Origin of the sequence: Bradyrhizobium nanningense (assembly GCF_004114535.1) — a bacterium.
Lineage (GTDB): Bacteria > Pseudomonadota > Alphaproteobacteria > Rhizobiales > Xanthobacteraceae > Bradyrhizobium > Bradyrhizobium nanningense.
Map to the genome: position 1 here is coordinate 31,279 of NZ_LBJC01000072.1, position 14,729 is coordinate 46,007.

At 65.7% G+C, this 14,729-nt stretch carries 15 protein-coding genes; 8 read left to right on the plus strand and 7 right to left on the minus strand.

Annotated features, from left to right (window positions below):
* Positions 1 to 69: 69 nt before the first annotated feature.
* Positions 70 to 2,178, plus strand: a complete 2,109-nt coding sequence (gene recG, locus XH84_RS33255) for an ATP-dependent DNA helicase RecG (RefSeq protein ID WP_128918156.1) — start codon at positions 70 to 72, stop codon at positions 2,176 to 2,178.
* Here recG and panE read toward each other — a convergent pair.
* A complete protein-coding gene (gene panE, locus XH84_RS33260) occupies positions 2,175 to 3,104 on the minus strand; it encodes a 2-dehydropantoate 2-reductase (RefSeq protein WP_128918157.1) in 930 nt (309 codons plus the stop codon). The genes recG and panE overlap by 4 nt on opposite strands.
* Before the next feature lie 191 nt (positions 3,105 to 3,295).
* Between panE and XH84_RS33265 the strand changes: the two genes are divergently transcribed.
* Complete coding sequence (locus XH84_RS33265) at positions 3,296 to 3,817, plus strand: P-loop NTPase family protein (protein ID WP_128918158.1); 522 nt, start codon at positions 3,296 to 3,298, stop codon at positions 3,815 to 3,817.
* A gap of 10 nt (positions 3,818 to 3,827) precedes the next feature.
* Here the strand turns inward: XH84_RS33265 and XH84_RS33270 are convergent, their stop codons facing one another.
* From XH84_RS33270 to glmS, 3 genes are all read right to left on the minus strand, one after another.
* On the minus strand, positions 3,828 to 4,685 hold the full coding sequence (locus XH84_RS33270; protein WP_128918159.1) for an NAD(P)-dependent oxidoreductase: 858 nt from the start codon (positions 4,683 to 4,685) through the stop codon (positions 3,828 to 3,830).
* Between the two features lie 104 nt (positions 4,686 to 4,789).
* Entirely contained in the window at positions 4,790 to 5,560 is a 771-nt protein-coding gene (locus XH84_RS33275) for a DUF502 domain-containing protein (RefSeq protein ID WP_128918160.1), read from the minus strand.
* An 89-nt stretch (positions 5,561 to 5,649) separates the two neighbouring features.
* Positions 5,650 to 7,476, minus strand: coding sequence for a glutamine--fructose-6-phosphate transaminase (isomerizing) (gene glmS / locus XH84_RS33280; protein ID WP_128918161.1), 1,827 nt, complete (start codon positions 7,474 to 7,476; stop codon positions 5,650 to 5,652).
* A 222-nt stretch (positions 7,477 to 7,698) separates the two neighbouring features.
* On the opposite strand from glmS, the gene XH84_RS33285 reads away from it, so the two are divergent.
* The gene (locus tag XH84_RS33285; protein ID WP_128918162.1) at positions 7,699 to 7,917 is read left to right on the plus strand and encodes a hypothetical protein; all 219 of its coding nucleotides are present in this window, start codon (positions 7,699 to 7,701) and stop codon (positions 7,915 to 7,917) included.
* 8 nt (positions 7,918 to 7,925) lie between these two features.
* Here the strand turns inward: XH84_RS33285 and XH84_RS33290 are convergent, their stop codons facing one another.
* Complete coding sequence (locus tag XH84_RS33290; RefSeq protein ID WP_128918163.1) at positions 7,926 to 8,120, minus strand: hypothetical protein; 195 nt, start codon at positions 8,118 to 8,120, stop codon at positions 7,926 to 7,928.
* 39 nt (positions 8,121 to 8,159) lie between these two features.
* Positions 8,160 to 9,515, minus strand: a complete 1,356-nt coding sequence (gene glmU / locus XH84_RS33295; protein ID WP_128918164.1) for a bifunctional UDP-N-acetylglucosamine diphosphorylase/glucosamine-1-phosphate N-acetyltransferase GlmU — start codon at positions 9,513 to 9,515, stop codon at positions 8,160 to 8,162.
* Between the two features lie 162 nt (positions 9,516 to 9,677).
* On the opposite strand from glmU, the gene XH84_RS33300 reads away from it, so the two are divergent.
* The 4 genes from XH84_RS33300 to XH84_RS33310 all read left to right on the plus strand — a co-directional run bounded on the left by XH84_RS33300 (position 9,678) and on the right by XH84_RS33310 (position 12,335).
* Positions 9,678 to 11,069 carry a hypothetical protein gene (locus tag XH84_RS33300; protein WP_128918165.1) on the plus strand — a complete coding sequence of 464 codons (1,392 nt, stop codon included), beginning with the start codon at positions 9,678 to 9,680 and terminating at the stop codon, positions 11,067 to 11,069.
* Positions 11,070 to 11,268: 199 nt separating this feature from the next.
* Complete coding sequence (locus XH84_RS33305; protein WP_128918166.1) at positions 11,269 to 11,535, plus strand: hypothetical protein; 267 nt, start codon at positions 11,269 to 11,271, stop codon at positions 11,533 to 11,535.
* Between the two features lie 173 nt (positions 11,536 to 11,708).
* Positions 11,709 to 11,885, plus strand: a complete 177-nt coding sequence (locus tag XH84_RS40205; RefSeq protein WP_164936091.1) for a hypothetical protein — start codon at positions 11,709 to 11,711, stop codon at positions 11,883 to 11,885.
* Positions 11,886 to 11,954: 69 nt separating this feature from the next.
* Entirely contained in the window at positions 11,955 to 12,335 is a 381-nt protein-coding gene (locus XH84_RS33310) for a hypothetical protein (protein ID WP_128918167.1), read from the plus strand.
* Here XH84_RS33310 and XH84_RS33315 read toward each other — a convergent pair.
* Positions 12,295 to 13,854: a glycoside hydrolase family 17 protein gene (locus tag XH84_RS33315; protein ID WP_164936092.1), complete on the minus strand. Its 1,560-nt coding sequence runs from the start codon at positions 13,852 to 13,854 to the stop codon at positions 12,295 to 12,297. The two genes, XH84_RS33310 and XH84_RS33315, sit on opposite strands and share 41 nt — an antisense overlap.
* Before the next feature lie 329 nt (positions 13,855 to 14,183).
* Here XH84_RS33315 and XH84_RS33320 point away from each other — a divergent pair.
* A partial coding sequence (locus XH84_RS33320; protein WP_128948592.1) for a beta-1-3, beta-1-6-glucan biosynthesis protein occupies positions 14,184 to 14,729 on the plus strand: 546 nt, incomplete at its 3' end.

The following is a 14,729-nucleotide window of genomic DNA, read 5'->3' on the forward strand; positions in this document are numbered from 1 at the left end:
CGAAAAAAGACGTGGATGCCCGGCACAAAGCCGGGCATGACGGGCCGAAACGATCCTAGATTCGCATCCATGCGCCCCAGTCTCCTGAATCCGCTGTTTGCTGCCGTGACCAGCCTGCCCGGCGTCGGTCCGAAACAGGACAAGCTGCTGCAGTATTTGCTCAGCCGGAGCGAGACGCCGCGGCTGGTCGATCTGTTGCTGCATTTGCCGAGCCAGGTGATCGACCGCCGGGCGCGGCCGAAAATCCGTGACGCGGTGCAGGGAACCATGGTGACGCTGGAGGTCACCGTCGACCGTCATCGCCCGCCCCCGCCGCGCAACGCGCGCGCGCCGTATCTGGTCTACGCCAGCGACGACACCGGTGACGTCGTGCTGACCTTCTTCCGCGCCAAGCCGGGCTATGTCGAAAAGCTGCTGCCGGTCGGCGAGAACCGCTACGTCTCCGGCACGCTTCAGATGTACGACGGCATCCCGCAGATCGTGCATCCGGACCGCGTGCTGGACGAGGAAGCGATCTCGAAGCTCTCGGGCATCGATCCGGTCTATCCGCTGACCGAAGGCCTCGCGCTCGGCTCGCTCCGCCGCGCGATCGCGCAGGCGCTGCAGAAGCTGCCGGCCCTGCCGGAATGGATCAGCCCGGAGGTGATGCGACGCTGCAATTTTCCGCCGATCGCCGAAGCGCTCACCCGCGTGCACCAGCCGGTCGAGCTGACGGACATCCTGCCCGATCAGCCGTTCTGGTCGCGCCTCGCCTTTGACGAGCTCCTGGCCGGCCAGCTCGCGCTCGCCCTGATCCGCGCGCAACTCCGCCGCCCCGCCGGCGTGCGCAATGCCGGCGACGGACATCTGCGCAACAAGATCATCGACGCCCTGCCCTACGCGCTCACGCCCTCGCAACGCAGCGCTGCGGCGGCCATCGCCGAGGATCTGAAGCAGCCGGTGCGCATGCTGCGACTGCTGCAGGGCGACGTCGGCTCCGGCAAAACGGTCGTGGCGCTGCTCGCGGCCGCCGCCGTCGCCGAGGTCGGCAAGCAGGCCGCGCTGATGGCTCCGACGGAAATCCTGGCGCGCCAGCACATCAAGACCATCGCCCCGCTCGCCGAGCGCGCCGGCATGCGGGTCGCGATCCTCACTGGCCGCGAGAAAGGCAAGGAGCGGCGCGAGATCGTCACCCAGCTCGCCGCAGGCGAGATCGACCTGCTCGTCGGCACCCATGCCCTGATCCAGGACGACGTGATCTTTCACGATCTCGCGCTCGCCGTGGTCGACGAACAGCATCGCTTTGGCGTGCGCGAGCGGCTCGCGCTCACGTCCAAGGGCGAAGCCGTCGACGTGCTCGTGCTCAGCGCCACACCGATCCCGCGCACGCTGGTGCTGACCTATTTCGGCGACATGGACGTCTCCGAGCTGCGCGAGAAGCCCGCCGGCCGGCAGCCGATCGACACCCGCGCCGTCGCCATGAGCCGGCTCGGCGAGGTCATGGACGGCGTCGGACGCGCGCTGCAAGCGGGCAAGCTGGTCTACTGGATCTGCCCGCTGGTCGAGGAATCCGAAGCCGAGGGCATCGAGCACCTCACGAACGCGACCAAGCGTTTCGAGAGCCTGCAAAAGCGTTTCGGCGACCGCGTTGGCCTCGTCCACGGCCAGATGAAGGGCACCGAGAAGGACCGGGTCATGGGCCAGTTCGCCGCCCATGAGATCGGCCTTCTGGTCGCGACCACCGTGGTCGAGGTCGGCGTCGACGTGCCGGCGGCGACCATCATGGTGATCGAGAATGCCGAGCGCTTCGGCCTTGCCCAGCTGCACCAGCTGCGCGGCCGGATCGGGCGCGGCTCGGAGGCCTCGACCTGCATCCTGCTCTACTCGGAGCCGCTCGGCGAGATGTCGAAGGCCCGCCTGAAAGTGATCCGCGAGACCACCGACGGGTTCCGCATCGCCGAGGAAGACCTGAAGCTGCGCGGCGAAGGCGACGTGCTGGGCGTGCGCCAGAGCGGCCTGCCCGGCTACCGCATCGCGCGCCCGGAGGTGCATGGCCAGCTCATCGCCCAGGCAAGAGACGAAGCGCTCCGCATCCTCAAGGAGGATCCGAAGCTGAAGGGCGAGCGCGGCGAGGCGTTGCGGTGCCTGCTGTATCTGTATGAGCGAGACGAGGCGATTCCGCTGATCGGGGCGGGCTAACCTGCCGCCCTTCGTCGCCCGACCTCGTAAGCCGCCACATGCGCGCGGGCGAGATCCAGCAGCGGCGTCTCGATGCCAAGCCTGCGGGCCCGGTTCGCCATGTCGCCGAGGATATGTTCGGACTCGGTGACCGAACCGCGTTCGATGTCGCGCAGCATCGAGGCCTTCAGCGGCGAGTCCAGCGTCGTGAACAGTTTGCGGTCGAACTCGATGAACGGTGCACGCGGCTCGTATCCCGAGGCCGTCGCAACGGCGCAGCATTCGGCGAACAGGCGGAAAATCGACTGCTCGCCGTTGGGCACGGCCAGGATGTCTCCGATGCTTGCACGCATCAGGCAGGTGATGCCGGCGAGCGTCGAGAGCTGCACGAACTTCTCCCACATGTCCTGCATGATCGCTTCGCTGGCGCGCACGTCGATACCGGGAACACCGAGCAGCATCTCCAGCGCGAGCGCGCGTTCACTTAGTGCGCCCTCGATCTCGCCGAAGATGATGGTCTGGTTGGCCATGAACTGAACGACCCGGCCATCCGCGTCCAACCCGGCACTGACATTGGCGAGACCGCCGAGGACGCGAGCGGCGCCGAACCTTGTGGCGAGAGCGTCGACATGCTTCAGCCCGTTCAGGATCGGAAGGATCATCGTGCTCGTGCCGACGGCGGGCGCAAACTGGCTCATCGCGTCATCGAGCGAGTAGGCCTTGACGCCGACGAGCACGAGATCGAATGGCTCCTTGAGATCGCTTGCCAGCAGGGTGTTCGGCTGCACGGCAAAATCGCCGTGCGGGCTCACGACCCGCAATCCGTTCTGCCGCAATTGCTCGGCCCGCGTCTCGCGCACGAGAAAGGTCACGTCGCGGCCTGCACGGACCAGGCAAGCTCCGTAATAGCCGCCAAGCGCCCCTGCGCCGATGACGAGCACTCTCATTCGAACTCCCGTTGCACACGAACTGCTCCGCAGAGACAATAACAGATGGGCTCCGCGGCGTCTGCTCCCCGTCATTGCGAGCCAACGGGTCGCGCTTCGCGCGGACCCGCTGGCTCGCAATGACGGGGATGGAGCCGGTTCAGAAGACTGCCCCTTTCGCCACGGGCCGACTTCATGCAAACCTTCCCGCCATGCGCCGGATCATCGTCGTTGGCTCGCAGGGAAGCGGAAAGACGAGCCTTGCCCTAAAGCTCGGGCGAAAGCTCGACCTGCCCGTGGTGCATCTCGACGTGCTCTACTGGCGGCCGGGATGGACCCCCTCCGACACGGCCGGCTTTCGGGCGCGCGTTACGCAAGCGATCGCGGGCGACGCTTGGGTCGTTGACGGCAGCTTCTCGGGGCTGGCCTTCGATCTCACGATCGGGCGCGCCGATATTCTCGTCGTCATCGACCGTCCGCGCTGGCACTGCCAGTGGCGCATTCTCTGGCGCTCGTCCTTCGATCGCGACACGACTCGGCCCGATCTGCCCGAGGGGTGTCCGGAACAGTTCGACTGGAAGCTGATGAAGGAGGCCTGGCGCTACGACACCGAGCGCGTGCCCGTCATCGAGGCCGAGCGCCTGCGATACGGCCCCCATGTCCCCGTCGTGCGCCTGAGACGCGACCGGGACATTCAGGGCTTTCTGGACTCGGTTTCGTTGAACGGCGAGTGAGCCAAAACGATCAGGCCTTCTTCCGCGCGATCCCCGCGGCAAATGCCTTCATCAGTTCCGCATCCACAGCCTCGCCCTTCGCATCTTCCGCCAGATGCTCGAACCAGCGCGCGAAGCCTTCGTAGATCTGGCTGGCCGGATGATCGGACCCGAGGAAACCTGAAATCTCCCGCATCTCCGCGACCCAGCGATAGGCCTTCGGAATCATGTCAGGCAGAGCGACCTCGAGCCGGGCCAGGATCGCAGGCTGGCTGAGCGCAAGCTCGTCGCGCAGCGCATCGGCGGCGCCCGCTTTCGTGGCCGCGACCACCATGGCCGAGCCGATGCCGGCGAGGCCCTTGACGATGCCGGCATAGGACATCTTCAGCGCCGAGGCCGCGCCGACCGGACCTTCGACGATCCGCACGTCGAGGCCAAATTCCTTCAGCACCGCGACGTCCTTGGCGTGCTCGCCGGACATGTAGAAGGCCGGACTCTTAGCCCCTGCTTGCGGCGGAAAGCCGATGATGCCGGCATCGACGAACGGCGCCTGCGCCGAGCCGATGATCTCCTCAATCCCACGCACGGTGTCGACGTTGACGGCGTTGCAATCAACCACGACCGGCTTGTGCTCGCGGCTGACGATCAGCCCGGCCAGCCAATCAGCCAGCGCGACGGCTTCGCCCGGAGGCACGATCGAAAGAATGATGTCGGCGCCGGCGATCGCATCGTCATCGGCGCCGATCATGCCGGCATCCGCTGCGCGTTTTTGCGTCGCCTCGCTCCGCCCCTTCAAGGACGTCAGCACGCGCGCGCCATGCTCGCTGAGACGGCGGGCGACGGCGCTGCCCATGGCGCCGGGCGCGAGGATCGCAATGGTCTTGGACATCATGCACTCCAGGTCGAGCGCCGAGCGAGGCGCTCGGCTCGACGGGAGAATAGCAGAGGATGCCAACGTGCGCGTGACCGACGCCATCCCGCAACGGAATGGCCCTACTCCACCTTCGCAGGCTCAGGCTGAAGCGCCGACGCGTTGGCGATACGCGCGGCATTGGCCATGCCCGCGAGGGCCGCGGCCTTCTTCGGATCGGGCGCCGAGCCCGGCTGCACCACGCCGGCCGACATGATCAGTGTCGCCGCATCCTCGGCCGTGAGGTCGACCTCGATGATCTTGCTCTTCGGGACATAGAAGAAGAAGCCGGTGGTCGGGTTTGGCGAGCACGGCAGGAACACCGAGACGTGCTCCTCCTGCCCCGGCAGGTTGCGCGCAATGTCCTCGTTCGGCGATTGCGAGATCAGCACGATCGACCACATGCCCGGCGAGGGAAATTCGACCAGGCCCACTTTCCGGAAGCTCGAGCCCTTGCCCGAGAACAGCGTCTCGAAGACTTGCTTCAGGCCGCGATAGATGGCGCGCACCGCCGGGATCCGGCCGAGGAAGGTCTCGCCGACATCGACCAGCGTCCTGCCGATCAGATTAGCAGCAAGGAAGCCGACAAGCGTCAGCGTGAAGAACGCGACAACCAGTCCCCAACCGGGAATGACGTAAGGCAGATAGGTTTCCGGCCGGTAGGCCAGCGGCACGAACGGCCGCACCACTCCGTCGACCCAGGTGACGAACCACCACACCAGGTACAGCGTGATCGCGATCGGCCCCGTGACGACGAGGCCGGTCAGGAAATAATTGCGGAAGCGGCCCATCAGGCCGGTATGCGGTTCCGGAATGGGATCAAGAGGCGCAGGCGCGTCGTCGCGGGGGGTCATTCGGGTTCCAAGTCGGTCGCAGCACACAAGCTAGGGTCTTCTAGCAGGTTTTGGAAGACCACGAAGCGCTCCGACCGGATCCCTCCTGCCTATTCCACGGTCACCGATTTCGCGAGGTTGCGCGGCTGGTCGACGTCGGTGCCCATGACGACAGCGGTGTGATAGGCGAGCAGCTGCACGGGGACGGCATAGACCATCGGCGCGAACGCCGCCGCCATATCGGGCATGACGATGGTGACGAGGGACTCGACGGTCGCCTCTTCCGCGCCCTTGGCGTCCGTCATCAGGATGATGTTGCCGCCGCGGGCGGCGACCTCCTGCATGTTGGAGACGGTTTTTTCGAACACCCGGTCGTGGGGCGCGATGACGACGACCGGCATGGTCTCGTCGATCAGCGCGATCGGTCCATGCTTGAGCTCGCCGGCGGCATAGCCCTCGGCGTGGATGTAGGAGATCTCTTTCAGCTTCAGTGCGCCTTCGAGCGCGAGCGGGAAGCTGGTGCCGCGGCCGAGATAGAGCACGTCGCGCGACTTGGCGATCCGATGCGCGAGCTTCTCGATCTGGAGCTCGGTGGTGAGTGCAGCCGCCATCAGGCGCGGCACCTCGACCAGGCCGTGGACCAGCTTGGTCTCGTCCTCGTCGGACAATTCGCCGCGCGCCTTGCCGGCCGCGATCGCAAGGTTGGCCAGCACCATCAGCTGGCAGGTGAAGGCCTTGGTCGAGGCGACGCCGATCTCGGGGCCGGCAAGCGTCTGCAGCACGGTCTCGCTCTCGCGGGCCATCGTCGAGGTCGGCACGTTGACGACGGCGATCGTGTGCACGCCCTCGGCCTTGGCATAACGCAGTGCCGCCAGCGTGTCGGCAGTCTCGCCCGACTGCGAGATGAAGATGGCGAGATCGCCCTTGCGCAAGGGCGCCTCGCGGTAGCGGAATTCGGAGGCGACATCGACCTCGACCGGCAGCCTCGCAAAGCGCTCGAACCAGTATTTTGCGACGTAGCCGGCATAGCTCGCGGTGCCGCACGCGGTGATGTTGATGCGCTGGACGTTCCTGAAGTCGAACGGCAGCTTGACCGGCAGCGCGACGCGCTCGGTCGCCATGTCGACGTAGCGCGCCAGCGTGTGACCGACCACTTCCGGCTGCTCGTGGATCTCCTTGGCCATGAAGTGGCGGTAATTGGCCTTGTCGACCAGCGAGGTCGAGGCGGCGTGCTTGATCTTGTCGCGCTGGACGGCGTTGCCGTCCTTGTCGAAAATCGTCGCGCTCTTGCGGGTCAGCACGACCCAATCGCCGTCCTCGAGATAGCTGATCGTGTCGGTGAACGGGCCGAGCGCGATGGCGTCCGAGCCGAGATACATCTCGCCGTCGCCATAGCCGATCGCAAGCGGCGGACCATTGCGGGCGCCGATCATCAGGTCGTCGTCGCCGGCGAAGATGAAGCCAAGCGCAAACGCGCCGCGCAGGCGCCCCAGCGCCAGCTTGACCGCTTCCACGGGCTTGTTGCCGCGCGCCAAGAGATCGTCGACGAGATGCAGCACGATCTCGGTGTCGGTCTCGGTGTTGAACACCGTGCCCTTCTTCTCGAGCTCCTCGCGCAGCTCGCGGAAATTCTCGATGATGCCGTTGTGAACCACGGCGACGCGCTCGGTCGCGTGCGGATGGGCGTTGTTGACGGTCGGCTTGCCGTGAGTGGCCCAGCGGGTGTGGCCGATGCCGGTGGTGCCCTTGAGCGGCTCGGCTTCCAGCCGCTTCTCCAGGTTCTTCAGCTTGCCCTCGGCGCGGCGGCGCTCGAGATGCCGGCCTTCGAGCGTCGCGACGCCGGCCGAGTCGTAACCGCGATATTCAAGACGTTTGAGCGAATCCACCAGCTGCTCTGCAACCGGCTTGCGCCCGAGAATGCCGACAATCCCGCACATGCGGATCACTATCCCCCAAATCGTCGAAAAATCGCCTAAACGACACGTCCGGTTTTTAGCGAAATTCGGAAGGAACCATATACTCAATAATTATTGCGAATTGAGACAGCATGGATCGCAACCTGAGCTTTGCCTGCGGCGAATTGGCCGGCCTTAAACCGCGCGCGTTAACCTGTTGTCAACATGTTTGACCAACGATTCCGGTGCAGGAGAGTTGAGGCCATGAAAGGCTCGTCCGACCGCAAAGGTCTGTCATCGATGTATTTGCGCGCCAGCGAGACCACCGGCACGCACCTGGCGCATTGGCCGCCGCCCCAGCGCGGCAAGGAAAGCAAGCCCGTCTTCGTGAAGCATCCCGAAGGCGAGCCGGTCAAGCGCGCCAAGCCGCGCGGCTGGCGCCTGACCCGCGCGATCTTCTCCGAATTCGCCGACGACGAATAGCGGACGCCTCACCACCCGAGAACCAGGGCGAACACGAGGAAAACGGCGAACGCCCAGAACGCCAGTCCAGTGAAAAGCGCCGCGATCTCATGCTCATGCGTGTGGCGCACTCCAACTTGGTCCAGCACCCATCGTCCCGGCGGCATGATGACGTTCTCGACGAAGAACTCGAATAAGAAGGCGGCCTCTTTGTCCTCGTCCATGCGCGCGCAGCCCTCGCAAGAGAAGAACCGCCTGGCTTCTCACTTCTCCGGCTTCTTGCCGCCCGTCTTCATCTCGCGATAGCGCGCCGCGCCGCCTTCCCGGATGGTCTGCTGGTTACGCTCCAGCGCCATGGCGTCATCGGGCACGTCGCGGGTGATCACCGAGCCCGAGCCGATATAGGCGCCCTTGCCGATCTTGACGGGGGCGACCAGCGACGAATTGGTGCCGACGAAGGCACCCTGCCCGATCACCGTCTTGTGCTTCCTAAAGCCGTCGTAGTTGCAGGTGATGGTGCCGGCGCCGATGTTGGAATTGGCGCCGATTGTGGCATCGCCGATATAGGAGAGATGGTTGACCTTGACGCCGGCCTCCAGCGTCGCCGCCTTGGTCTCCACGAAATTGCCGATCCGCGCACCGTCGCCGAGCGAGGTGCCGGGCCGAAGCCGCGCATAGGGACCGATCGAGACGTTCTTGCCGAGTGTCGTCTGCACGATGTGCGAAAAGGAATGGATCACGGTGCCGTCGGCGATCGACACGCCTGGGCCGATCACCACGAACGGCTCGATGGTCACGTCCTTGCCGAACACGGTATCGGCGGCGAGATAAACGGTCTCCGGCGCGATCAGCGTGACGCCGGCCTCCATCGCTGCTCTCCGCAAGCGCGCCTGCATCACGCCTTCTGCTTCCGCAAGCTGCGCCTTGGTATTGATGCCGCGCACTTCGTCCTCGCTGGTCTCGATCACCACGGACTCCCATCCCTGCTTGCGGACGATTTCGACAGCGTCCGTCAGATAATATTCGCCCTTGGAATTGGCATTGCCGATTTGCCCAAGGATTTGAAGCGCCCGGCGACCGTCGATCGCCATCACGCCGGCATTGCACAGATCGATCTTGCGCTCGTCGGCGCTCGCATCGGCCTGCTCGCGGATCGCGACCAGACGTTCGCCCTCGACGATGAAGCGGCCATAGCCGGTGGGATCGGCAGCGCGGAAGCCGAGCGCAGCAATCGCAGCGCCGCTTGCGAGCGGCGCGCGCAGCCGCGCAAAGGTCTCGGCCGAGATCAGCGGCGTATCGCCGAAGGCGATCAGCAGATCATCGGCGCCCTGCGCAATCGCCTCGCGCGCCGCCAGCACCGCATGCGCGGTGCCGAGCCGCTCGGTCTGCACGAAGGTGAGCGCGTCGGGCCTGATGCGCTTCGCCTCGTCCGCGACCGCCTGGTGGTCGGGACCGATCACGACCGCGAGCGAGCTGCCGGTTCCCTTGGGTGCCGCGCCGAGCACGTGGGCCAGCAGCGTCTGGTGAGCAACCGGATGCAGCACTTTCGGCAAGCTCGATCGCATGCGCGTGCCTTCGCCGGCGGCGAGCACGATCGTGAGGCTGGAACGGGCGGTCATCGAAATCCTGTCAGATTCGGCCGAATCAAATGGGGCGGGCCGCCCTCAAAAGCTGCCGCCTTGCTACCCCCGCAAACGCCCGGAATTCAAGTGCGACACGCTTTTCCTGTTAATGTTCCCTGATTGATTCGGGGCAGCTTCGGGGCTGGGCACTTAACGTTCATGGCAAAGGATTCCGACCCACTGGCGGATGCCTTCGGCGCCAAGGAGACCGGCGGGCTGTTCTCTGGACTTTTGGCCGAGGAAAGCGCGTTCGACCGCCGCCTGCTGTGGCGGCTTGGCTCGTGGGGCGTGGCGGCCGTTGGCGCCGTCACCATCGCGGTGATGGCCAATCAGGCTCAGCTCGGCTGGCGGCGCGACCAGGTTGCTTCCGCCGATCTCGCGCGCCAGGCCGATCGGCTCCAGGTGCTCACCAAGGAGAGCCAGATCGAGGCTCGCCGGCTCACTGCCGCCATCGAGACGCTGAATACGGATCGCGACCGGTTGTATTCGCGCGTCACAGTGCTGGAGCAAGGGCTCGATTCCGTCACCGGCGCCATCGCCAAGCAAACCACCCCGCCGCCGCAGTCCGGCAAGGCGCAGGATGCTGCGCCCACGGCTCCCAGCGTCGCGCCGGTTGCCTCGACGCCTGCTTCCGCCGCTGACAAGCCCCGCACCGACGCCGCCAAGGACACGTCCAAGGAGACACCCAAGGAAACGTCGAAGGAAACTGCAAAGGAGCCGTCGAGCCCGCCACCGCAGAGCGCCGCTGCCGCCTCGCTCGTGCGACAACCGCTGGCAACGAACTCGGCATTGCCGACCATTCCGCTGGTCCCGTCCAAGTCGATGATGGCGCCGCCCGATCCGGCCGCGTCGAAATTGATGCAGCCCGAGACAAACGAGAAGGCTGCCGAGAAGAAGCCCGAGCCGGCGTCCGCCCCGACCGAAGTCGTCGCGACAGCCGCCAAGCCGGCGGAAACCGCCGAAAGCGAATCCCCCGCGATCGCGGTTCAGCAGACGCGTTTCGCGATCGATCTCGGCGGCGCCAATTCGGTCGATGCCTTGCGCGCGCTCTGGCGCGGCGTGACCAAATCCAATCCGGAAGTCGCAGCGCTGCGACCGATCATCATGATCAAGGAAGGCACGACCGGGCTCGGCATGCAGCTCCGCCTGGGCGCCGGGCCCCTCGTCAACGCCGCCGCCGCCGCGAAATTCTGCGCGAGCCTCGCCGAGAACAATCGTCACTGCGAGACCACCGTGTTCGACGGCCAGCGCCTGTCGATGCGTGGCTCGGAAAAGGGGCAAGAGAAGTCTCAAGACAAGGCACAAGAGAAATCTCAAGACAGGGTTCAAGAGAAGAACGCGGAGAAGAACCAGGACGCGGCCCCGCAAACCGAAACCGCGCCCACGCCCAGCACCAAGCCCGAGAAGCCGCAGCGCCGCCGCAGCTACTCCTCGAAACGCACCAAGCGCGAGGAGCCCGCGCCCGCCCCTGCGGCGCAGCCGGCGCCGGCGAAGCCAGAGACCGCGTCGGCGTCCGCGGGATCGACGCTGTCGTCATTCTTCAGGCGATGAAGCCGCGCCGATCCGGGGCGGACGCAGCCTCAACCTGAACGCACGGTGAATGCCGGCGCGTTGTTGCACGCGGCAATGGACCTAAATTTCGGCCCGGCAAGAGAAACCACCCGCCGATTGCCAAGTTATCCCGGTCGTAAACGGGAGCGGCCCGCATACGAAATCGCCCGCCGCCTCCATGACCAAGGGAGAAACACGCGTGAAGACATTGATCATCGCGACGGCCGCGCTGCTGGCGGCATCCTCGGCGTTTGCGCAAACTACGAAATCGCCGGGCGCTTCGAGCTACGCGCCGGGTCAGCAGATGCAGAACACGACGAAGCCTTCGACGGGTCCCGGCGCTTCCGAATACGCGCCTGGTCACCAGACCAATACCGCCGCGGGCCCGGGCCACTCGGAAAGCGCGCCCGGACAGAAAATGCGCCACCACACCACCACCACCGGCTCGAACACCCACAGGAAGTGATGGTGCTGCGACAGGATCATTCAACTTTTGCCGACGGCGCCTGACCAACATGGTCGGCTCCGTCGCGTTGACCGCCCGCATCGCAAGCTCCGAGCGATGGCAACGTACCAAATGACACCAACAGAGCCGGCGCAATCCGGCATGATCCGCGACGGATTTGATTCGGAGCGGAGATGACGGCGGACGCGAAGTTTCTGCGGGAGCAACTCACCTTGATCCGCGAGCTGGCAGACCAGGCGGATCCCCATATCAGGAAGCGACTGCTCGCATTGGCTGAAAAATACGAGCGCCGGCTGGCGGAACAGAACGGACGCAACGTCGGCTTTGACGGCTCCTCGCGCACGCCTTAAGCCGGCCGGATCAGCAGAAACATCATCCCCCCTGTTGCCTGCCCGCGCCATCCCGACCATATTGCGGCCATGACAAAAAAGCCCTTCCGCCTCACGCCCTACCAGGTGCAGTTCCTTATCGTCGTCGGCTTCGCGTCCGTCGGCTATGCGCTTTATCTGCGCTACCTCGCGATCGAGCTGTCGCAGGTCGCTCTGGCCTGCGACGCCGGGCTTCAGACGCTGCTCTGCAAGGCGCGGTCGGTCTCGACCGTGCTGTTCAAGAATTCGGTGTTCGGCATCGTCGCGCTGGTGGTTGCGACGCTGAACCTGATGCGGCCGTCGATCGTGCTGCTCACGGTCGGCATCATCGCGGCCGGCCTCGGCATCGTGCTCTACAATGTCGTGCTGTCGGGCCTTGCGATCGGCCTGTTCATTCTTGGGTTTGCTCGGCCCGCGCCCGCCACAGCGTGAGCGCGAACAACAGATAGATCGCGCAGGTCCACAACGACTGCCAATTGTCGCGGCCTTCGTTGAAGAGCACGAAGACGGCCGACAGCGCCAGCACGCCCGCGAACACCGATTCCGCGATCGGACGCTGGCCGATCTGCGGCCGGTTCAGCATCAGAAGCGCAAACGGCACCACCGCCATCGTCAGCGCGGCGTAGGGAAAATCCTTGTAGCGCGGGTCGAACACGAAGCCGAGCGCGGTCGCGGCCGCGATCACCGCCGTCGCCGCGAGCGTCAGGCCGAGAACGGCGGTGAGCTTCGACCATTTGCGCCCCTCGCGCGGACCGAGCAAATCGAGGAAGGTCGGAAGGCTGCGGCCGATCACCATGGCCTGCGAACAGAAGATCGGCGACAGGATGCCGGCAAGTAACAGCGCGCCCCACAGCAGCCAGCCGCCGATGCCGTAGCTCTCGTAATACATCTTGTCGGCGCCGATCCCGAGCAGGCTCCCCGCCGTCGTCGCCGAGATGGCGACGCCGAGCCAGGCCGAGAAGCGCGGCGTCCACGGCCGCCGGCGCAGCGTGATGAGGGCGACCGCGAACACCAGCACCGACAGGCCCATGCCCGCGCCCATGTACCATTTCCAGTACGGGAAATTGCTGATCGGCTCGCCCGGCGGATATTTCAGGCTCCGGCGCACCGAATCGTAGAGGCCCCAATAGCCGCCGACAGTGCCTTCCAGCTTGCGCTTCCACGGCTGGTCGTAGGACTCGATCAGATTGACGCGGAACTTCTGCGCCTTCGCCAGGCTGAGGATTTCCGAAACCACCCGCGCCTGGTTGGTGCGTGACGGCAGCGCGCCGTCGCGCATGCGCCCCTCGCTCGGCCAGCCGGTTTCGCCGATCAGGATTTCCTTGCCGGGAAACGCCACCACCATGCGCTCGCGGATCGTCTCCACGTGACCGGCGGCGAATTTCGCCTTCACCGGGAAATCCTCCCAATAGGGCAGGATGTGGATCGTGACGAAGTCGACGGCGTCGGAGACCTCGCGGTTCTTCAGCCAGTACTCCCAGACGTCGGCATAGGTGACGGGCACACTGACCTGCGTCTTCACGAGGCGAATGATGGAGACGAGATCCGCCGTCGTCATCTCGCCACGCAGCAGCACCTCGTTGCCGACGATGACCGTGGTGATGATGTCCGGGAATTGCTTGGTGAGGCGGATGGCGAGCGCGACCTGCTCGAAATTCTTGGTGCGGTTGCTGGAGAGCCAGATGCCCTGCAGCACTTTCAGCCCGCCGACCTTGGCGGCGATCGCCGGCACCTGGTCGAGCCCGTTCTCCATCGAATAGGTGCGGACGCAGTCGGTGATCTCTTTGAGCTGGCGCAGATCCTGCTCAATCTGCTCGGCCTCGATATGGGTCCACGCGTTCAGCGGCGTCTGCTCGCCGCGGAACGGCGCGTAGGAGACGCATTGGACCTTGTCGGCGGGATCGATCGGGGCGCGCGCGAGCGTGATCGGCGTCGCCAACCACCACCACACGGCAGCAATCGCACCCAGTGAAACGAGCAGAAGCGCCAGTGGCGTACGAAGAGAAATCGGTTCCGTCCTCCGCGAAGGGCCCGTCGATTACCTGCTTGCACGCCGTCTGCCAAGGGGGTGTCCGGGTGCGGATATGCTCCTGTCCTACAGGAATCGGGCCGCGGCCGTTCGGCCGGGCCCTAGCATCGTGACTTTGCTGGACAAAATTCCAAATACAGGCCATGGACTCCCAAAGACTTTTCCGCCGCATTGGAGACCCATTTGGACGCCATCACCGACGCGTCCGCGGGATCCTGACGCGGACGGCAAGCGGATACATTGGGGAATTCATGCGGCAACGGGTGTTCGAGTCACGAAATGCGGTCCTGCGGCAGTTCGCCGCCACCTTGGCCGTCTCCTGCCTTCTCGCTCTCGCCGGTCTCGGTGGCGCCTCCGCCCAGAGCGGCACGCCGGCCCCGGATCAGGGCAAGGCCGCCGCCCAGCCTGCCGACGCCGCCAAGGATGCCGCCCAGAACCAGCGCCGCACCGACGAGTTCGCGGAAGCCGCCCAGGTCATCAACGGCCCGGCCGGCAATCCCGAATGCGTCTGGCTCGGCCGGCGCGTGGTGCGGCTGATGTGGCGGGACGACCTCGATACCGCGTTCCGCCATCTCGACCTCTACGATCGCTTCGGCTGCCCCGGCGGCCACATCCAGGCCGCCTTCCGCTGCCTGACCCGGTTCGGCGGCCAGATCGACCCCAAGGTCGCCGAGACCCTGGACAGCCGCGTGCACGCCTGCTGGATCAACCCGGCGGCCCAGCCGCAGCAGGCGGCGGCCGCGGCCGCCCAGCCCGCGGCCCCGGCGTCCGGCAATCCGCCGGCACCGCAGCCGGCC